Source organism: Flavobacterium procerum, from assembly GCF_042431625.1.
Lineage (GTDB): Bacteria > Bacteroidota > Bacteroidia > Flavobacteriales > Flavobacteriaceae > Flavobacterium > Flavobacterium procerum.
The window spans coordinates 643,019-662,704 of record NZ_JBHLYW010000010.1; the positions used below are offsets into that span (position 1 = coordinate 643,019).

A 19,686-nucleotide genomic window follows, 5' to 3' on the forward strand; every position below is an offset into this window, starting at 1 on the left:
TATGTTAAACAGCTATAGTTCTGCCGATAAAGTGTTACTGGCAGTAGACTGCATCATTTTTGGATTTGATAATGAAGGTTTGAAAATCCTTTTGATCCAAAGAGATTTTGAGCCCGAAAAAGGTAAATGGTCCTTGATTGGAGGTTTCTTAAAACGCGACGAAGTTTTAGATAGTGCCGCCACCAGAATCTTAAATACCTATACAGGTCTGAATGATATTTATATGGAGCAGTTATATGCTTACAGTGAAATCGACCGTGATCCAGTAGAAAGAACCATTTCGGTTTCTTATTTTGCTTTAATTAATATTGAAAATCACAATGCTGAATTGATTCAAAATTATCATGCAGAATGGTTCCCAATTAACGATGCTCCAAACTTGATTTTTGACCATAACGAAATGGTTCAAAATGCTATTAAGAGACTTCGCTATAAAACGTCTGTAAAACCAATTGGTTTTGAATTGCTTCCAGAGAAATTCACGATGCGTCAGCTTTTAGAATTGTATGAAGCTATTTTGAGCAAAGAATTGGACAAACGAAATTTCATCAGCAAAATTAATTCTCTTGATATTTTAAATAAATTAGAAGAAAAAGACATGCAGTCTTCTCGAAAAGGTTCTTACCTGTATACCTTTAATAAAGAGAAATACGAAGAAAAACTGCAAAATAACTTTGCACTCAATTTATAAGAACTTTATTTATTCGCTTGCAGATTTAGGAGATTTAGCTGATCAATTATCAAAAAAATCTGCTAAATCTATGGGAGAAATTTATAAAGAACTCCTTACTATAAGAGCTGATTTGTTTTCGATCTGCTCTTTGGTTCCTTTCAGCACCATTTCTGCCAAGATTTTTCCCATCAATTCAAAATTGGTAGAAATAGTTGTTATTCCGTTGGCCGCAATTTTTTTCAAAGACGTTTCATTATACGAAATTATACCAAAATCAGAACCAAGTCTTAGATTCTGATTCATTCCATTTTCGATAACCAGCAGCAAATCGCGATCATTTGGTATGACATATAAATCTCCCAATCTTATGGATTTATTGGCAAATTCTGAAATAACTTCATACTCAAAATCGTATTGTCTGCAAAAGTCCTCAAAACCCAATTTCATTCCGGGCGGTTCTCTGTGGCCCGAAAAAATCAAAATCAGTTTTTTGTATTTAGCCAATTTTGATTTTACTTTAAACAGTCCTTCAAAAATATCTTTTTTATGATTTTGGTAAATTGCTGGATACATTTTTAAGTCTGGATTTGTCTGGTCCAGAATAATTACGTCATTTACTGGTAGGGTTTTTATAGCAGCGGCGATATCGATTAAGTTCGTCGGCATAATGATATATTTTGTGTAATTACCGTTGCTGTCGTGCAACAGTTTTTTAAAAACCTGAACATTGAAATGATGAAAGAAAATATCAACCTGAACATTTTTTCCAATATTTTTTAGAAACGAATTATAAATGTCTTCTTTAAAAATATTGAGTTCATCAAAAAGCAGGAAAATCTTCTGAGTTATAGTGATTTCAATGCTTTTAACATAATATCCTTTTCCAGGAATGGCATAAATAATTCCTCTTTTCTTCAATTCATCGTACGCTAAAAGCACTGTATCACGCGACAAAGAAAACGCCAAACAGACTTTATTTACCGAAGGAAGACGGTCTCCTTTGACCAAATTTCCTTCTTCTATCGCTTTTTCTATTGAAAGAATTATCTGCTTATATTTTGGAAGACCAATATTATTTTGGATAGAAATGATGTTCATAAATAAAGTCATTTTGACTATTAATATTAAAAACTGGTAGGTACTGGTATGCAAATATAGAGAATGTTTCTATTTTTGGATTTCATTATTGGTAAAAATTATATGGAAATAAAACACATATCTCATTTAAAAGACACTCATAATTGCAAATTGTTTGGTTTAATGCCTGATAAGGAAGAAATTTATTCATTTGAATTAGTGAATAAAAACGGAATGAAAGTTCAAATCATCAATTATGGTGCAACTGTAACTTCAATCCAGATTCCTTTGAACGGAAAATTAACCGATGTTGTATTAGGGTTTGATAATCTGGAATCGTATTTAGAATCGTATAATTTACCAAGTGCTCCTTATTTTGGAACAACGGTTGGACGTTACGCCGGTCGTATTCATAAAGCCACTTTTAGTCTGAACGATAAAAAATTTCAGCTTGACGGAAACAATAATGGAAATACGCTTCACGGCGGAACGATGGGATTTGGAAGAAAAGCTTGGAGTGTGACCAATGCAAAAACTGACGAAAATTCGTCTATTACTTTTGGGCTTTTGAGCCAACATTTAGACGAAAATTTCCCTGGCGAAATGACGGTTTACTTAACTTATACTTTGACAGAAGAAAACGAATTAAGATTAGAATATAAAGCAACTTCAACAGAAGACACGGTTATTAATTTAACACATCACAGTTATTTTAATCTTGACGGACATGATGGAAATGTTTTAGAACAGCAAATGTTTATCAAATCGGCCAAAATGCTGGAAACAAATTCAGATAATATTCCAACAGGAGATTTTACGGATTTAACTGATCATGATTTTGATTTTAGAGCAACTAAAAACTGTCCGTTTCCTATAGACAATTCTTTTGTAGTCAATTCTGAAACGGAAATCGTTGCACAATTAATCAGTTTAAAAAATAAACTAAGAATGAATGTTTATACCGATCAGCCAAGTGTACATATATATGTAGGCGGAAATTGTTTCGGAAAATTAAAAGGAAAAGAAAACGTCGATTACAATGCACAAAGCGGTATTTGTTTTGAAACACAAAATTTCCCAGATGCGCCAAATCAGGCACATTTCCCAAATGCTGTTTTGAAAAAAGGAGAACAATACACACAGAAAACAGTTTACAAATTTGAAAGTTTAGATTAATATAATAACCGTTGGATGGGATAAAATAAAAATAGTTTCATCCAGCAAGTAAAATCAAATTGAATCTGCTGAAATCTTTTAAAATCTGCGTGAAATACTTTTGCCAAGATTTTTTCACGCAGATTTACACAGATTAAAGCTGATTTAGACAGATTTTTAATTTAAGCTATAAATAGAAAAAATAATTTTACTCAACCCATTAATAAAATTCTAAAACCACAATACAACTAACTATATAATGAATGATATTTTAATACAAAATACTGTTGCTTTTTTTGAGAAATCTTTTGGATCTTCTCCACAGAAAACAGTACTTTCTCCAGGAAGAATCAATATTATCGGAGAACATGTTGACTACAATGACGGTTATGTTTTACCGGCTGCAATTGACAAAGTAATTTGTTTTGCTTTTGAAAAAAACAATACGAAAACTTCTAAAATTATCGCGATTGACCTGAATGAAGAATTTGAAATTGACCTTACTCAAGAAGTGAAATTGAGTGATGTTGTTTGGACAAATTATATTCGAGGTGTCATCAAACAATTGCAAGATAACGGATATTCTTTTGATGGTTTCAACTGTGTTTTCAGCAGTAATATTCCGGTTGGTTCTGGTTTATCTTCTTCTGCCGCCTTAGAGTGTGGGATGATTTTCGGAATCAAATCGCTTTTTGATTTAAAAATCGAGAAAGTAGATATTTCTTTATTAGGACAAAAAGCAGAACACTGGGTTGGAATCAACTGCGGAATCATGGACCAGTTTTCAAGCGTTCACGGACTTGAAAATAAAGTAATCAAACTCGACTGCAACACACTAGATTTTGAATATCATAATGCCGATTTCAAAGATTACTCATTGATTTTATTTGATTCAAACGTAAAACATTCCCTTTTTACTTCAGAATACAATACCCGAAGAATCGAATGCGAGGAAGGTTTAGCGATTATAAAAAATCATTTTCCAGAAATCAAAAGTTTCAGAGATGCTACAGAAGAGCAAGTGGTTAATCTTAAAGATAAAATGAGCGAAAAAGTTTTCAGCAGAGTTCATTTTGTGGTAAAAGAAATCAATCGTGTCGTTAAAGCCTGCGAAGCATTAGACAAAGGAAATATCGAACTTTTGGGCGAACTTCTTTTTGAAACCCACTATGGTCTTTCGCAGGAATATGAAGTAAGTTGCGAAGAGCTGGATATGCTCGTAGATACTGCAAAAGAAGACGATGCAATTGTGGGATCTCGTTTAATGGGAGGTGGTTTTGGTGGCTGTACAATCAATTTAGTGAAAAAAGGTCATGAAAATGTGGTAAAAAGTAAGTTTTCAAATCTTTATTTAAATACATTTGGCATCGAATTAAAATTCTACGATGTAAAAATCGCAAACGGAACAACATTACTTTAATACCACCACAACTACAATGAAAAATTTTGACATTAACGAAGATCCACACAGACGCTTTAATCCATTATTAAATGAATGGGTTTTGGTATCGCCGCATCGAGCCAAACGCCCATGGCAAGGACAAAACGAAACTATTTCTGCAGAAACGCTGCCAAAATACGATCCGACTTGTTATTTATGTCCGGGGAATGTTCGTGCAAACGGATCAAATAATCCTGCATACGACAGCAGTTATGTTTTTGAAAATGATTTTGCTGCCATGAAACAGGACGAAATTATTTTTGAAGAAGATATCAAACATACTTTTTTTAAAGCAAAACCAGAACAGGGAATTTCGAGAGTAGTCTGTTTTTCTCCGAGACACGACCTTACGCTTCCAGAAATGGAACTTAAAGCAATTGAGACCATTATTAAAACCTGGCAGAAAGAATATACCGATCTTGGAAATATCAAATACATCAACCATGTTCAGATTTTCGAAAACAAAGGAAGTGTTATGGGGTGCAGCAACCCGCATCCGCACGGGCAAATCTGGGCACAATCCTCATTGCCGACGCAGGTAGAGAAAACGCAATTGAGCCTGAAGTCTTATTTTGACAAAAACCACACAACACTGCTAGAAGATTATGTAAAAGCAGAATTAAAAGCGGGAACTCGTATCGTTATCGAAAATGATCATTTTGTGGCATTAGTTCCGTTCTGGGCAATCTGGCCTTACGAAACCATGATTGTCAGCAAAAGAGCAGTTAATAAAATTACCAACTTTACAGCAGAAGAGGTTACTGCTTATGCACGAATCTTAAAGCAGTTAACTGTTAAATACGACAATCTTTTCAGCACTTCATTTCCATACTCATCAGGAATTCATCAATCTCCTACAGACGGACTTGAACATCCTGAATGGCATTTCCATATGCATTTTTATCCGCCTCTTCTTCGTTCTGCAACAGTGAAGAAATTTATGGTGGGTTACGAAATGCTTGGCGAATCGCAGCGAGATATTACTCCAGAGAAAAGTGCCGAAATTTTAAGACAGCAACCAGAGATTCATTACAAAGATGCAGTCAATCTTGGTTAAAAAATTATCTTTTTATGAAAAAGAAGCCTTAAAATTTAACAGAATTAACTACTCATAAATGTAAAAAACACATTTGTATGTGATGTATTTATGATTTTTTATTTTACATTTGGCTCTTGTTCCTGTTTTATTAAAAAAATAACACAATTAAAACACATAATGCATTTTTAATAAGGCAAAACAACATAAAAAATTATTTTTAAATCAAAACCTTATAAACAAACAAACACCTATACTAATTTTTTAAAATATTACTAACAATGAACCAAAACCTCGCTTTCGCAGATTATGCGGTTTTTATAATTTATTTTATCGTAGTTTCGGTCTACGGTTATACCGTTTACCGCAAACGTAAACAAGACGAACAAGATGCTAAAGCTTACTTTTTGGCCGAAGGAAATCTAACTTGGTGGGCAATTGGAGCTTCTCTTATTGCTTCAAACATCTCGGCTGAGCAATTTATCGGAATGAGTGGTGAAGGTTTCTTTTTAGGAATCGCCGTAGCGGCATACGAATGGCTTGCAGCTATTGCCCTTATTATTGTAGCGGTATGGTTTATTCCTGTATATCTTAAAAATAAGATTTATACAATGCCTCAGTTCTTAAAAACACGTTACAACGAATCTACTGCTTTGATTATGGCAGTTTTCTGGTTGTTTTTATATGTTTTTGTAAACTTGACTTCGATTCTTTACTTAGGAGCTGTTGCTATTAATGGTCTTGCGGGAGGTGAATATTTACACATTATCATGCTTGGATTAGCTGTTTTTGCCTTGTTTATTTCTCTTGGAGGTATGAAAGTTGTGGCTTATACAGACGTTATACAAGTTGCCGTTTTGATTATTGGAGGTTTGGTAACTTCTTATATTGCATTGACAACTGTTGGTCAGTATTTTGGCGTGGGCGAAAATGCAATTGCAGGTTTCAAAGTATTGATGAAAGAAGCTCCTGAGCATTTCAAAATGATTATTCCAAAACCAACTGCGACTTCTTCACAGTTAGAAATCGATAAATATTTAACTTTCCCTGGATTGTTATCTTATGCTGCAGGTATCTGGATTATCAACTTAAACTATTGGGGATGTAACCAATACATTACGCAAAGAGCACTTGGTGCAGATTTACAAACTGCTCGTACAGGTATTTTATTTGCTGGTTTATTAAAATTATTAATGCCGCTTATCGTAATGCTTCCTGGTATTGCTGCTTACGTTTTATATACAAACGGACATTTGCCTCAATTGGTTGGTGGAAAAGACGGAGCTTACTCTGCTGTATTAACTTTCCTTCCAACTGGACTAAAAGGACTTTCTGTTGCTGCTTTAACTGCGGCAATCGTGGCGTCTTTAGCTGGAAAAGTAAACAGTATTTCTACAATTTATACATTAGATATTCATAAAAAATACATTCAAAAAGATGCTGGCGAAAAACAACAAGTAAACATAGGTCGTCTTGCTGTTTTTGCTGCTATGCTTTTAGCCGTGGTATTTACATGGAACGATATTTTAGGAATCGGTGGTGTTGGTGGATTCACCTACATTCAAAAATACACAGGATTCATTAGCCCTGGAGTTTTTGCTATGTTCTTCCTTGGTATGTTCTGGAAAAGAACAACTGGATCTGCTGCAATCGTGGGTGTAATCTTAGGATTTGTGTTATCTGTTTTATTCAACGAATATGCTCCTGCTTTATTCGGAAACGATACACTTTTATACACAGCGTATCCTAACGGAAAAGGCGGATTTGAAATTCCGTTCCACATCTGTATGGGATTATCATTCTTCTTTACTATGTTGGTAATGATCCTAATGAGTTTCGCTGGTCCAAAAGTAAACCCTAAAGCTTTCGAAACAGAGCCTGGAATGTTTAAAGTAAAACCACAGACAACAGTATTAATCGTTATTACGATGTTAATCATTATAGCGCTTTACGTTAAGTTCTGGTAATAAACCATCAGTTCTAATTCTCTCTTTTTGCAGCTGTTGTTTGTCATGAACAACAGCTGTAAATTTTTTAAAGTATATTCATTGAATAAAAAATATAGCCACAGATTAAAAGGATTAAAAAGATTAAAATTTTTGTGAGAATAAAATGTTGCCACGAATTACACTAATTTATTCTTTATAGTTATTTTAAAATTGGCGTAATTCGTGGCAAAAAAAACACATTGAAGAGAAAAAGAATCATTTTAATCTTTTAATCTGTGGCAAAAAACAATCTGAATTTAAATTATAATATATAAATACCATGCAGTTATCATTAACCCAAAAAATCATTATCGTTACGGGAGGCGCAAAAGGAATCGGATTAGGAATCGTTAAGGTTCTAGCCGAAGAAAATGCAATTCCGTTTATCGTTGGACGTAACGAAAATGACAACATCAAAGCCGTAGAAGAATTAAAAGCCATTGGAAAAGAAGCGCATCAAGTTGCCGCCGATTTAACAAAACCTGAAGACTGCAAAAAAGCCGTTGAAGCCGTAATCGCAAAATTCGGAAGAATCGACGGATTGGTAAACAATGCCGGCGTTAATGACGGTGTTGGATTAGAAAACGGAAACTATGAAGATTTCGCAGCCTCGCTTCACAAAAATTTAGTGCATTATTATTTAATGGCACAACACGCGCTTCCATATTTGAAAGAATCTAAAGGAGCAATTGTTAACATTGGTTCTAAAACTGCCGAAACTGGTCAAGGCGGAACCTCAGCTTATGCCGCTTCCAACGGTGGAAGAAATGCTTTAACAAGAGAATGGGCGGTTGAATTATTAAAATACAGCATTCGTGTAAACGCCGTAATTGTGGCAGAATGTTACACGCCACTTTACGAAACGTGGATTAATACTTTTGAAAACAAAGAAGAAAAACTGGCTGCAATTACCAAAAATATTCCGTTAGAAAACAGAATGACAACAGCAGAAGAAATCGCAAATATGGTGGTTTTCTTATTGTCTGAAAAATCAAGCCATACCACTGGACAGATTATTTATGTGGATGGTGGTTATACACATTTAGATCGTTCTATTTAATTTTTTTAGCCACAGATTTAAAGGATTTTTTAGAGAAATCAGCTAGATCTGCTAAATCTGTGTGAAAAAAATAAACACATAGAAACATAGAATTTTTAATTCATAAAAAGAGTAAAAAACAAATCTAGATTTGAACACATAGAGCTTTGTGAATTTAGATAAATGAAATGCCTTTTTAGACAAAGAAAAACTATGATTCTATGTGTTTAAAAATTAATTCCAAAGAGTAAAAATCCTTTTAATCTTTATAATCTGTGGCAAAACTAACCTTCGCATTATTTTTAAAATCAGTCGGTGTAATTCCTTTTACTTTTTTAAAGAGTTTATTAAAATCCGATGCCGTTTTATAACCGCATTCATAAGCAATCTCAGACATGCTTTTATCCGTTTCTAACAACAATTTGCAGGCATTCGAAATTCTGATTTCGTGCAGATAATCCACAAAATTTTTCTTTGTTTTTACTTTGAACATTCTACAAAAAGATGTTCTTGTCATATTCGCTACAGCGGCAATTTCTTCTAAGGAAATATTCTTTTTATAATTTTTGTTTACATATTGAAAAACTTCGGAAAGACGGTCTACTTTTGAATCCTTCTGCATCAAAGAATAAATTTCATCGTTGATATAAATCGTATCCTGACTTTCTGAAAGAATAGACAAAATCTCAAAAAGTCCAACAATAACTTCGAAGTCTTTTTTAGAAACTAATTTCTCCAGTTTTTTCGCAATCTGTTTATTGGTTTTCCCGAGAATCGAAATTCCTTTTCCTGCCTGAAAAAAGAGTTCGTTGATTTTTTGGGTTTCTTTTAATTCATAAAAAGTCGGTCCGAAAATATCTTTATGAAAATATACAACAATCGAATTGGCTTTTAAATCTTCTATTCCCTGATAATATTTCTCATCATTCAGCCAAACATGTGGAATATCAGAACCTAAAAAAACCATATCTCCAGGCTCAAACGGCATAACCGAATTTCCGATAATTCGCTTACCGTAACTCTCTTTTACATACACCAATTCCAATTCTGGATGCGAATGAAACGGCGCTTGAAAAAACGGTTCAATACGATTGAGCACCGAAACTTTAGTATTGAGATAAGACGCTATTTTAGTTTGTTCCAATTTCATTCTGCAAAGATAATTAAAGATTATATACGGATAATATTAGACTACTAACGAATATGTAAAAAGGCTAATTTTATTTTTCGTTAACTGCCAGAATTCTATAAAAATTTGAAGGATTAAATTGTTATAAAACGAAAGCAGTGACATCAAAAAAAGAAAAAAAACAAACAACACAATGTTAGAGAATACAACAAAAAAACTGGTGGTAAAATTACATCCAGACGATAACGTCTTGGTTGCTTTAACCGACTTGCAAAAAGGAGAAACTATTCTTTTTGAAAACGAAACTTACGTTTTACAAGACCTCATCAAAGCCAAACATAAATTCTACATGCAGGACATGACGCAGGGAGAAGAGGTAAATATGTACGGCGTTTTGGTTGGAAAAGTGCAAAACGATTTGGCAAAAGGAAGTTTAATGACGACCGAAAACCTTAAACATGCTGCAGATCCGTACGCTTACAGAAATGCTTCTTACGAATGGAATGCGCCTGATGTTTCAAAATTCGAAAACAGAACTTTTAAAGGTTACAAAAGAAAAGATGGACGCGTTGGAACGGCAAATTATTGGCTTTTTGTTCCAACTGTTTTTTGTGAAAACAGAAATTTAGATGTCATCAAAGAAGCCTTACACAAACAATTGGGTTATGCGGTAACAGACAAATACAACCAATTTACACACGAATTACTGGAAGGTTATTTGAACGGAAATGACATTAACGATATCAATATTGAATTAAATCCGACTCCAAAAAACAAACGTGTTTTTGAAAATGTGGACGGAATTAAATTCTTAAACCACCAAGGCGGTTGTGGTGGAACTCGTCAAGATGCTTCTACTTTGAGCGCTTTATTGGCTTCTTATGCCAATCATCCAAACGTTGGAGGAATTACGCTTTTGAGTTTAGGATGCCAGCATTTACAAGTTCAGGATTTTGTAAATGATGTAAAAAGACAAAACCCAGATTTCGATAAACCGTTGTTTATTTTTGAACAGCAACAGACAGAAAGCGAAGAAGTTTTGATTACCAATGCCATCAAAAAAACTTTTGAAGGTTTAATCGAAATCAACAAATACGAAAGAAGCGATGCGCCTTTAAGCGATTTATGTATTGGCGTAAAATGTGGCGGAAGCGATGGTTTCAGCGGTGTTTCTGCAAATCCTGCGGTTGGTTATACTTCAGATTTGGTTGTAGCTTTAGGCGGAAAAATTCTTTTGGCTGAATTCCCAGAATTGTGTGGTGCAGAGCAGAATTTAATTGACAGATGTATTACCGAAGATAAAGCTAAAAAATTCATCGATTTAATGGAATCTTATGATGAACTGGCACACAAAGTAGGTTCAGGTTTTCATATGAATCCGTCTCCGGGAAACATCAAAGATGGTTTAATTACAGACGCCATCAAAAGTGCGGGAGCGGCCAAAAAAGGCGGAACATCTCCTGTTGTTGATGTTTTAGATTATACAGAACTAGTTACAAAACCAGGTTTAAGTTTGGTTTGTACGCCAGGAAATGATGTAGAAGCGACAACTGGAAAAGCGGCTTCTGGAGCAACTTTAATTTTGTTTACAACTGGATTGGGAACTCCGACAGGAAACCCAGTTTGTCCTGTAATTAAAGTGGCAACAAACTCTGTTTTGGCAACCAGAATGAAAGATATTATCGATATTGACTGTGGGCCAATTATCAGTGGTGAAAAATCTATTGAAGAAATGGGCGAGGAAATTTTGGAATACTGCATCAAAGCGGCAAGCGGCGAAATTATTCCAAAAGCAGTTCAATTAAACCAAGACGATTTTATTCCGTGGAAACGCGGCGTATCTTTGTAGACGAAGCTAATTAAAAACAACTCATAAAAATTTATATCAAATGTTTTCATTACAAAATAAAAAAGCAATAATCACTGGCGGCGGAAGCGGAATTGGAAGAGCGATTTCGGTTTTATTTGCGAAACAAGGTGCAGAAGTTCACATTTTAGAATTGACTGAAGAAAGCGCAAAAGAAACCGTTGAAGAAATAAAATCAGCTGGCGGAACTGTTTTTGCTCACGCTTGCGACGTTTCAAACCACGAACAGGTAAATTCAACTTTCCAAAAAATCGGAAATATTAATATTCTAGTAAACAACGCTGGAATTGCTCACGTTGGAAAAGTAGACACAACTTCTGAATCTGATTTTGACCGTATCATGAATGTAAACGTAAAAGGAGTTTACAACTGTCTTCATGCTTCAATTCCGGCGCTTAGAAATTCTGGCGGAGGTGTAATTTTGAACTTAGCTTCAATTGCGTGCTGGGTTGGAATTCCAGATCGTTTTGCTTATTCTACAGCAAAAGGAGCAGTTATGGCAATGACTTTATCGGTTGCTAAAGATTATTTGAATGATAAAATTAGATGTAATTCTATTTCTCCTGCGAGAGTTCACACGCCTTTCGTAGACGGATTTATTGCTAAAAATTATCCTGGAAAAGAAGAAGAAATCTTCGAAAAATTATCGCAATCACAGCCAATTGGCCGTATGGGAAAACCAGAAGAAATCGCCACTTTAGCCTTATTTTTATGTAGTGACGAATCATCTTTCATCACCGGTTCAGATTACCCAATTGATGGTGGATTTATCAAATTGAACAACTAAAAAAAAGGAAATAGCCTCGAATTCACGAATTTTTTCAAATCATAATCGTGAAATTTGTGGTTATTTTTATTTAGTACAGATTTCACAGATTTTTAAAATCATTTTAATTCGTGAATTAGTGGCTAAAAAATTTAAACACATAGAAACATAGATTTTTAAGTTCACAAAAGAGTATAAAAAACAAATCTAGATTTGAACACATAGAAACTATGTGAATTTAGACAAATGAAATGCCTTTGTAGACAAAGTAAAACTATGCTTCTATGTGTTTAAAAAAAATAAAGCTAGAGTATTTCTAAAAATTCGTGAATTCGTGGCTAAAAAAAAACACACATTACTAAAAAAATTAAAATATGAAACTTATTAGATTTGGAGAAGAAGGAAAGGAAAAACCAGGAGTTTTACTAAATGAAAAAAGATATGATGTTTCGTCTATCGTAACAGATTACAACGAAGCTTTTTTTGAAAACGACGGTTTAGCGAAATTAGAAGAAGCCTTAAAAAATAACCCATCTTTACCAGAAGTAAGCGATTCAGTACGTTTAGGTTCACCTGTGGCACGTCCTTCAAAAATTATCTGCATCGGATTAAATTACGTAGATCATTGTGAAGAAACTGGCGCTGCAATTCCCGAAGAACCAATTATTTTCTTCAAATCAACAACTTCTTTATGTGGCCCAAATGACAATTTGATTATTCCAAAAAACAGTGAAAAAACAGACTGGGAAGTGGAATTAGCATTTGTTGTAGGTAAAAAAGCAAACTACGTTTCTGAAGAAGATGCACCCAATTATATTGCTGGATATTGTCTTTTGAATGATTACAGCGAAAGAGCATTCCAAATCGAACGAGGCGGACAATGGGCAAAAGGAAAAGGTTCTGATACTTTCGCTCCTCTTGGACCAATTATGGCAACTCCAGACGAAGTTGGCGATGTAAATAACCTAAAAATGTGGCTTACGGTAAACGGAAAAACGTTCCAAAACAGTAATACTTCAAACTTGATTTTTAAAATTCCGTTTTTAGTTCATTATTTAAGCCAATTTATGACATTGCTTCCTGGCGATGTAATCAGTACAGGAACACCTCCGGGAGTTGGATTGGGAATTAAACCAGATCCTATTTACATTAAAGCGGGCGACGTAATCGAATTAGGAATTGAAGGTTTAGGCACAAGTAAACAAACTGCTGTAGCTTACCAAGGATAAATTTTAGATTATGGCAACACAAAAATTCTATCTGGCTTTAGATCTTAAAGATGACGCCAATTTAATTGCAGAATACAAAGAACTGCATGAAAATGTATGGCCAGAAATTAAAAAAAGCATTCAAGATTCTGGAATTGAAGTCCTAGATATTTACTGCACTGGAAATCGATTGTTCATGATCATCGAAGCGGATGCCGATTTTACTTTCGAAAAGAAAGATCAGGCTGATGCTGCAAACAAAAAAGTTCAGGAATGGGAAACTTTAATGTGGAAATTCCAACAAGCTTTACCTTGGGCAAAACCGGGACAAAAATGGATTTTAATGGAAAAAATTTTCCAGCTGTAATTTAAAAAAACAGATGACAGTGTTCTTCAGCACTTTTCTTTTTGATACAAAACGAGAATGTTTAAACGCATTCTCGTTTTTTTTAACGTTAAATTGATAAAGCAAAATTGACAAATAAAAAATTGGCATTACTGTTTTTTTAAATACATTTAACCCATACAAACTAACAATTTAAATCCCAAAAATGAAAAAACTAGTATTAGTATTATTATTGGTTTCTAGTGCTATAAGCGCTCAGGATATGGAAGTAAAATCTGGAAACTTTGATTTCCTTAAAGATCAAAAAGAAATCAATGTTGAATTTGATTATAGTAATTTTACTATGATGAAAGACAAAAAATCGGAAGCACAATATATTGAAGAAAGAACTGCCGATCTAAACGAAAAATCAAAAGGAAATGGCACAATCTGGAGCAAAAAATGGAGCGGCGCAAAAGAATCTATCTGGAATCCTAAATTTTTAGAACTTGTAAATGTTGTTTTAAAAAAAGACAAGAAAGATGTTAGCTTTCAAGAAGGTCTTTCGACTCCTTACACTTTGATTGTAAAAACAGTTTGGCTTTATCCAGGTTGGGACATTGCAATCAGGAAACAAGCTGCAAAAGTTACTACAGTTTTAAAATTTGTTGAAACGGCTAATAAATCTAACGTATTATTAGAAATCACAAGTGATGAAGCTCCTGGAGATCAGTTCGGAAACCAATTTAGCAACGAAACTAGAATTGGTGAAGGATATGCAAAAACAGGTAAATCTCTTGCAAAACTTCTATTGAAAAAAGCATACAAATAAGATTCTATCTTAAATCAAAAATCCCTAGCTTTCGCTAGGGATTTTTTTTATTTCATTTCTTTTTCTTTCTCCATATCAATAACATAAGCCATGTTTTTGATTACGTTGTCGTGTTTCTTTACAAACGAATTTTCTTCGTTCCATACGTAACCTGCTAATACAGCACATATTTTTTCTTTCACCTCTGGATTTTCAGGTTGATGGAAGAATAAAGTCTGAAGGTTTCCTGTGTACCATTCTTTCACGTAAGTGGTAAAAACAGCAATACCGCGTTTCATGTAACCTGTAAATTCGGTTTCCCAATCAACAGCAATTCCTTGCGACTCTTTTAAGTACAATTTTGCAGCCAACATTCCTGATTCTGTTGCAAAAGCTACTCCTGAAGAAAAAACAGGATCTAAAAACTCAGAACTGTTTCCTGTTAAGGCAAAACCGTCTCCGTACATCTTTTTAACCGCTCTTGAATAATTTTCCAATTTAACTGGCTCAAACAAAAATTCTGTTCCTGCAAATCTCTTAATATAGTAATCAGATTTCTGAATAGCATTTTTTAATGCCTCTGCATTATCCTTGTTTTCAGAAAGCGAATTAATAAAATGTGTAGGACCAACAACTCCTAAACTTGTATTTCCGTTAGAGAATGGAATAACCCATAACCATACTTCTGTTTCTAGAATGTCAAAAGAAATCAAGGTTCCTTCCTCGCCTTCTGGTCTGTTAATGTCTTTTACGTGTGTAAAAATAGAAGAATGCGGATCTAACTTAGACGGAGTATCCAAATCAAGAAGTCTTGGCAATACGCGTCCGTATCCGCTTGAGTCGACAATAAACTTGGCATGAATTTCTTTTAGATTGCCGTCTTTGTCTTTTACAACTGTTTTTGAATTTTTTCCTTCAAAAGAAACTTCTAGAACTTCCGTTTCAAATTCAAGGTCAATTCCTTTTTTAACAACTTCCTGCGCCATTGTATTGTCAAAATCAGCACGCGGAACTTGCCAAGTCCAATCCCAGCCTTCACCGAATTTTTTACTGAAATCAAAAACGCAAATTTCTTCACCTCGTATAAAACGGGCTCCAAGCTTTTTTTCGAAGTTCATTGCATCGAGTGCTTCAAACAATTCTGCTTCTGCAAAATGATCCATTACTCTCGGAATCAAACTTTCTCCAACTACTAGTCTCGGAAATTTTGTTTTTTCAACAACTTTAACTTTTACATTGTTTTTGTGAAGGTATGATGCAGACACGCATCCAGATGGTCCAGCACCAATAACTAAAACATCTACAAACTCCTTTGTCATATTAAGAAATATTATCAATTATTAACCTACATTTGCCATCGTCAAAATAACTACATTTATTTTGATAAATAAAATTAAATTAGCACAATCAAAACAGATTTAATGAATACAATTAATGAATACCTAAGTTTAGAAGATTTTGAAGCGATAATCTTTGGAAATCAAAAAGTTACAATCAACAATGTAGTATTAGACCGAGTAAACGAAAGTTTCAATTTCTTAAAAGAATTTTCTGGAAACAAGGTAATTTACGGTGTAAATACTGGATTTGGCCCGATGGCTCAGTACAGAATTAAAGAATCTGATCAGATTCAGCTTCAATATAATTTAATAAGAAGCCATTCTTCTGGAACAGGAAAACCTTTAAATGCAGAATGTGCAAAAGCGGCTATTCTTGCACGATTAAATACGCTTTCATTGGGAAATTCAGGAGTGCATCCTTCTGTTATTCACCTTATGGCAGAATTAATCAACAAAGATATCACACCTTTGATATTTGAGCACGGAGGAGTTGGAGCGAGCGGCGACCTTGTACAGCTATCACATTTGGCTTTAGTCTTAATTGGTGAAGGAGAAGTTTTTTATAAAGGCGAAAGAAGACCAACTCAGGAAGTTTTCGAAATTGAAGGTTTAAAACCAATTCAAGTAGAAATCAGAGAAGGTCTGGCATTGATTAACGGAACTTCTGTAATGACAGGAATTGGAGTTGTAAATACTTTTTATGCTAAAAAATTATTGAACTGGTCAGTAAATGCTTCTTGCGCTATCAACGAATTGGTACAAGCATATGATGATCATTTTTCTGCAGAATTAAATCAGGCCAAACGTCATAAAGGACAGCAGGAAATCGCAGAAAAAATGCGTACGAATCTTTCTGACAGTACTTTAATCAGAAAAAGAGAAGACCATTTGTATTCTGGTGAAAATACCGAAGAAATTTTTAAGGAAAAAGTTCAAGAGTATTACTCACTAAGATGTGTTCCTCAAATTCTTGGACCAGTTTTAGAAACAATCAATAATGTTGCTTCTGTTCTTGAAGGCGAATTCAACTCAGCAAACGACAATCCTATTATAGATGTAAAAAATCAGCATGTTTACCATGGAGGTAATTTCCACGGAGATTATATTTCTCTTGAAATGGATAAGCTGAAGATAGTTATTACCAAATTAACAATGTTGGCAGAACGTCAATTGAATTATTTGTTGAACTCAAAAATCAATGAAATACTTCCTCCTTTTGTTAATCTTGGAACTCTAGGATTTAATTTTGGAATGCAAGGTGTGCAATTTGTGGCTACCTCTACAACTGCTGAAAGCCAAATGTTATCAAACCCTATGTATGTTCACAGTATCCCGAACAACAACGACAATCAGGATATCGTAAGTATGGGAACCAATTCGGCAGTAATTACTTCTAAAGTAATCGAAAACTCATTTGAAGTATTAGCTATCGAATTAATCACAATTGTTCAGGCAATCGATTACCTTGGACAAAAAGATAAGATTTCGTCTGTAACCAAAAAATGGTACGATGATGTTCGTAATATAATTCCAACATTCAAGGAAGATCAGGTAATGTATCCTTTTGTACAAAAAGTGAAAGATTACCTAATTAATAGTTAATTATTACCCTATAAATAATACCACCCGCAGGTTTGCGTTTTTTAGTATTAATATTGAATTTTAAAATCATGAAAAAGCCATTAATTTTTTTGTTACTGTTCTTTATTCAATTTATTAATAGTCAAGAACTGGCATTAGTTAAGAAAAATTCCAAAATTGGATACCTTTCTAAAGATGGGTCTTTTAAAATAGAGCCTCAGTACAAATCAGCCAAAAGTTTTTCTGAAGGCTTGGCTGCCGTTGAAGAAAACGGAAAATGGGGTTTTATCGATGTGAACGGGAAATGGATTATTCCAGCCGATTTTTCTAATGCTAAAGACTTTAACAGCGGTATTGCAGTAGTACAGAAAGATAAAGAATGGGTTTACATTAATACGAAAGGAGAAATCCAGAAAGCACCTGCTACAGAAAAATTATTTGATTTTAATGAAGGTGTCGCTTTTATAAAACAAGGAAACAAAATTGGATTAATCAATTCAAAAATGACTGTTGTCCTTGAGCCTAAGTATGATCAAATCAAATCTTTTGAAAACGGCTTTGCAAGAGTTGAACTCAATAAAAACTGGGGCATTATTAATACAAGCGGAAAAGAAGTGGTTGAACCTGCATATTCTGAAATCGGAAATTATTTTAAAAACACCGCCTGGGCAAGAAAAGACAAAACGTTCGGACTTGTAAATGGGGGCAAATTTATTCCAGTTGATGGTGCTGAAAAAATTTATGATTTTGAAACACAGGATTTGACATACGCAAAAAAGAACGGAAAAATTGGATATATTGACCTTAAAGGAAATTGGGTAATTCTCCCGCTTTATGATAAAGCTAAAGCTTTTTCAAAAAATCTGGCACCGGTTCTGGTAGGAAAAAAATGGGGATACATTAATTTAAAAGGAGATTTTGTTATTGAACCAACCTACAGCGATGCAGAAGTTTTTGGCGCAAATGGCCTTGCTCCGATTAAAGAAAACAATTGGGGATTTATAAACGAAAGCGGAAAATTAGTAATCCCTACGCAATATGGCATTACAACAAATGCTATTATTGCCATGTTTGTACAACAAGACAAAGGTTTTATTAATGGAGTTGCCAGAGTAAAAAATGAAGGCAAATGGGGTTTTCTAAGAGCTGACGGAACTGTTCTTGGCAATCAGTGGTTTGAAAATGCGGAGCTTTTCTCTAAATCAGAAAAAAGTTACGCAAAAGAAACTCCAGCTGAAAAACCAAAAGCAGAAACAAAACCGGCCGCAAAATCGACAAAAACTCCGGCTAAGAAAAAGAGTTAGATAATAATTCCAAAAAATAAAATCGCCGATAGAACAGCAAAAGCGATAAAACATTATTCCCAAAAAAAATAAACTTACATAAATGAAATGTGTATTAGTAACAGGCGGTTCAAGAGGAATTGGAAGTGCAATTTGTAAAAAATTAGCCGTAGAATCCAATTATCATATTCTTATAAATTATCATTCGAATAAAACTGCTGCAGAAGAAACATTACAGGAAATACAAAAACTTGGTGCGACTGGAGAAATCTTAGGTTTTGACGTTGCTGATTTTGATTCTGTACAAAATACTTTAACAAAATGGCAGGAAGCCAATCCAGATGCAATTGTAGAAGCAATTGTAAATAATGCCGGAATTACAAAAGACGGTCTTTTTATGTGGATGACTCCTCAGGATTGGAATGGCGTAATGAATACCAGCGTAAATGGTTTTTTTAACGTAACACAGTTCTTTATTCAAAAAATGCTACGCAATAAATTCGGCCGAATTGTAAACATTGTTTCGGTTTCGGGTGTAAAAGGTACAGCAGGACAAACTAATTATTCTGCAGCAAAAGGCGCAATTGTTGCTGCTACAAAAGCGCTTGCGCAAGAAGTGGCAAAACGCAACATTACTGTAAATGCTGTTGCTCCAGGATTTATTAGAACCGATATGACCAGCGAACTAGACGAAAAAGAATTATTAAGGCTAATTCCGGTAAATCGTTTTGGAGAAGCCGAGGAAGTTGCAGATTTGGTAAGCTTTTTGATTTCTAAAAAATCAGGATATATTACAGGAGAAATTATTAATATTAACGGTGGAATATATTCTTAATTTTTAAACACATACAAACATAGTTTTATATGTAGAAAAATATATTCTTTCACATAGCCGGCTGTATTAATTTAAACAAAACACAAAATCTTTTTTAAGTTTGCAGGTTTCTATGTGCTTAAAGACAATTAC

At 34.1% G+C, this 19,686-nt stretch carries 17 protein-coding genes; 14 read left to right on the top strand and 3 right to left on the bottom strand.

The annotated features are described in order from the left end of the window. The first annotated feature begins 1 nt into the window (after nt 1). Nucleotides 2-691, top strand: a complete 690-nt coding sequence (locus ACFFLS_RS17190) for an NUDIX hydrolase (RefSeq protein ID WP_179000824.1) — start codon at nt 2-4, stop codon at nt 689-691. An 81-nt stretch (nt 692-772) separates the two neighbouring features. On the opposite strand, the gene ACFFLS_RS17195 is transcribed toward ACFFLS_RS17190, so the two are convergent. Then, nucleotides 773-1,771: a GntR family transcriptional regulator gene (locus tag ACFFLS_RS17195; RefSeq protein WP_379684283.1), complete on the bottom strand. Its 999-nt coding sequence runs from the start codon at nt 1,769-1,771 to the stop codon at nt 773-775. A gap of 102 nt (nt 1,772-1,873) precedes the next feature. On the opposite strand from ACFFLS_RS17195, the gene ACFFLS_RS17200 reads away from it, so the two are divergent. From ACFFLS_RS17200 to ACFFLS_RS17220, 5 genes are all read left to right on the top strand, one after another. Next, complete coding sequence (locus tag ACFFLS_RS17200; protein ID WP_379684282.1) at nt 1,874-2,926, top strand: aldose epimerase family protein; 1,053 nt, start codon at nt 1,874-1,876, stop codon at nt 2,924-2,926. A gap of 238 nt (nt 2,927-3,164) precedes the next feature. Continuing rightward, nucleotides 3,165-4,325 carry a galactokinase gene (gene galK / locus ACFFLS_RS17205; protein ID WP_379684281.1) on the top strand — a complete coding sequence of 387 codons (1,161 nt, stop codon included), beginning with the start codon at nt 3,165-3,167 and terminating at the stop codon, nt 4,323-4,325. A 16-nt stretch (nt 4,326-4,341) separates the two neighbouring features. Then, a complete protein-coding gene (locus ACFFLS_RS17210; RefSeq protein ID WP_379684280.1) occupies nt 4,342-5,403 on the top strand; it encodes a UDP-glucose--hexose-1-phosphate uridylyltransferase in 1,062 nt (353 codons plus the stop codon). Nucleotides 5,404-5,663: 260 nt separating this feature from the next. Then, on the top strand, nt 5,664-7,349 hold the full coding sequence (locus tag ACFFLS_RS17215) for a sodium/sugar symporter (protein WP_379684279.1): 1,686 nt from the start codon (nt 5,664-5,666) through the stop codon (nt 7,347-7,349). Nucleotides 7,350-7,650: 301 nt separating this feature from the next. Continuing rightward, a complete protein-coding gene (locus tag ACFFLS_RS17220; protein WP_057115557.1) occupies nt 7,651-8,430 on the top strand; it encodes an L-fucose dehydrogenase in 780 nt (259 codons plus the stop codon). A gap of 238 nt (nt 8,431-8,668) precedes the next feature. Here ACFFLS_RS17220 and ACFFLS_RS17225 read toward each other — a convergent pair whose 3' ends face one another. Beyond that, nucleotides 8,669-9,559 carry an AraC family transcriptional regulator gene (locus ACFFLS_RS17225; RefSeq protein WP_379684278.1) on the bottom strand — a complete coding sequence of 297 codons (891 nt, stop codon included), beginning with the start codon at nt 9,557-9,559 and terminating at the stop codon, nt 8,669-8,671. A gap of 172 nt (nt 9,560-9,731) precedes the next feature. On the opposite strand from ACFFLS_RS17225, the gene ACFFLS_RS17230 reads away from it, so the two are divergent. From ACFFLS_RS17230 to ACFFLS_RS17250, 5 genes are all read left to right on the top strand, one after another. Beyond that, nucleotides 9,732-11,387 carry a UxaA family hydrolase gene (locus ACFFLS_RS17230; protein WP_379684277.1) on the top strand — a complete coding sequence of 552 codons (1,656 nt, stop codon included), beginning with the start codon at nt 9,732-9,734 and terminating at the stop codon, nt 11,385-11,387. Nucleotides 11,388-11,427: 40 nt separating this feature from the next. Further along, a complete protein-coding gene (locus tag ACFFLS_RS17235) occupies nt 11,428-12,192 on the top strand; it encodes an SDR family NAD(P)-dependent oxidoreductase (RefSeq protein ID WP_379684276.1) in 765 nt (254 codons plus the stop codon). A 353-nt stretch (nt 12,193-12,545) separates the two neighbouring features. Then, a complete protein-coding gene (locus ACFFLS_RS17240; RefSeq protein WP_379689547.1) occupies nt 12,546-13,400 on the top strand; it encodes a fumarylacetoacetate hydrolase family protein in 855 nt (284 codons plus the stop codon). A 10-nt stretch (nt 13,401-13,410) separates the two neighbouring features. After that, nucleotides 13,411-13,746 (top strand): L-rhamnose mutarotase, encoded by a 336-nt coding sequence (locus ACFFLS_RS17245; RefSeq protein WP_379684274.1) that lies wholly within the window; start codon nt 13,411-13,413, stop codon nt 13,744-13,746. 184 nt (nt 13,747-13,930) lie between these two features. Beyond that, the gene (locus ACFFLS_RS17250; protein ID WP_379684273.1) at nt 13,931-14,536 is read left to right on the top strand and encodes a hypothetical protein; all 606 of its coding nucleotides are present in this window, start codon (nt 13,931-13,933) and stop codon (nt 14,534-14,536) included. 47 nt (nt 14,537-14,583) lie between these two features. Here the strand turns inward: ACFFLS_RS17250 and ACFFLS_RS17255 are convergent, their stop codons facing one another. Continuing rightward, nucleotides 14,584-15,834, bottom strand: a complete 1,251-nt coding sequence (locus tag ACFFLS_RS17255; RefSeq protein ID WP_379684272.1) for an NAD(P)/FAD-dependent oxidoreductase — start codon at nt 15,832-15,834, stop codon at nt 14,584-14,586. A gap of 102 nt (nt 15,835-15,936) precedes the next feature. On the opposite strand from ACFFLS_RS17255, the gene flxA reads away from it, so the two are divergent. The 3 genes from flxA (at nt 15,937) to flxB (ending at nt 19,554) form a co-directional block, all read left to right on the top strand. Then, nucleotides 15,937-17,457 carry a flexirubin biosynthesis tyrosine ammonia-lyase FlxA gene (gene flxA, locus ACFFLS_RS17260; RefSeq protein ID WP_379684271.1) on the top strand — a complete coding sequence of 507 codons (1,521 nt, stop codon included), beginning with the start codon at nt 15,937-15,939 and terminating at the stop codon, nt 17,455-17,457. Nucleotides 17,458-17,525: 68 nt separating this feature from the next. Further along, on the top strand, nt 17,526-18,740 hold the full coding sequence (locus ACFFLS_RS17265) for a WG repeat-containing protein (protein ID WP_379684269.1): 1,215 nt from the start codon (nt 17,526-17,528) through the stop codon (nt 18,738-18,740). An 82-nt stretch (nt 18,741-18,822) separates the two neighbouring features. Continuing rightward, on the top strand, nt 18,823-19,554 hold the full coding sequence (flxB, locus tag ACFFLS_RS17270) for a flexirubin biosynthesis SDR family reductase FlxB (RefSeq protein WP_379684268.1): 732 nt from the start codon (nt 18,823-18,825) through the stop codon (nt 19,552-19,554). The last annotated feature ends 132 nt before the right edge of the window (nt 19,555-19,686 follow it).

Excerpts from the sequence above, each read along its gene's own strand:
- ACFFLS_RS17190 (WP_179000824.1), top strand. The coding sequence starts at position 2 with ATGTTAAACAGCTATAGTTCTGCCGATAAAGTGTTACTGGCAGTAGAC.
- ACFFLS_RS17195 (WP_379684283.1), bottom strand. The coding sequence starts at position 1,771 with ATGAACATCATTTCTATCCAAAATAATATTGGTCTTCCAAAATATAAG.
- ACFFLS_RS17200 (WP_379684282.1), top strand. The coding sequence starts at position 1,874 with ATGGAAATAAAACACATATCTCATTTAAAAGACACTCATAATTGCAAA.
- galK (WP_379684281.1), top strand. The coding sequence starts at position 3,165 with ATGAATGATATTTTAATACAAAATACTGTTGCTTTTTTTGAGAAATCT.
- ACFFLS_RS17210 (WP_379684280.1), top strand. The coding sequence starts at position 4,342 with ATGAAAAATTTTGACATTAACGAAGATCCACACAGACGCTTTAATCCA.
- ACFFLS_RS17215 (WP_379684279.1), top strand. The coding sequence starts at position 5,664 with ATGAACCAAAACCTCGCTTTCGCAGATTATGCGGTTTTTATAATTTAT.
- ACFFLS_RS17220 (WP_057115557.1), top strand. The coding sequence starts at position 7,651 with ATGCAGTTATCATTAACCCAAAAAATCATTATCGTTACGGGAGGCGCA.
- ACFFLS_RS17225 (WP_379684278.1), bottom strand. The coding sequence starts at position 9,559 with ATGAAATTGGAACAAACTAAAATAGCGTCTTATCTCAATACTAAAGTT.
- ACFFLS_RS17230 (WP_379684277.1), top strand. The coding sequence starts at position 9,732 with ATGTTAGAGAATACAACAAAAAAACTGGTGGTAAAATTACATCCAGAC.
- ACFFLS_RS17235 (WP_379684276.1), top strand. The coding sequence starts at position 11,428 with ATGTTTTCATTACAAAATAAAAAAGCAATAATCACTGGCGGCGGAAGC.
- ACFFLS_RS17240 (WP_379689547.1), top strand. The coding sequence starts at position 12,546 with ATGAAACTTATTAGATTTGGAGAAGAAGGAAAGGAAAAACCAGGAGTT.
- ACFFLS_RS17245 (WP_379684274.1), top strand. The coding sequence starts at position 13,411 with ATGGCAACACAAAAATTCTATCTGGCTTTAGATCTTAAAGATGACGCC.
- ACFFLS_RS17250 (WP_379684273.1), top strand. The coding sequence starts at position 13,931 with ATGAAAAAACTAGTATTAGTATTATTATTGGTTTCTAGTGCTATAAGC.
- ACFFLS_RS17255 (WP_379684272.1), bottom strand. The coding sequence starts at position 15,834 with ATGACAAAGGAGTTTGTAGATGTTTTAGTTATTGGTGCTGGACCATCT.
- flxA (WP_379684271.1), top strand. The coding sequence starts at position 15,937 with ATGAATACAATTAATGAATACCTAAGTTTAGAAGATTTTGAAGCGATA.
- ACFFLS_RS17265 (WP_379684269.1), top strand. The coding sequence starts at position 17,526 with ATGAAAAAGCCATTAATTTTTTTGTTACTGTTCTTTATTCAATTTATT.
- flxB (WP_379684268.1), top strand. The coding sequence starts at position 18,823 with ATGAAATGTGTATTAGTAACAGGCGGTTCAAGAGGAATTGGAAGTGCA.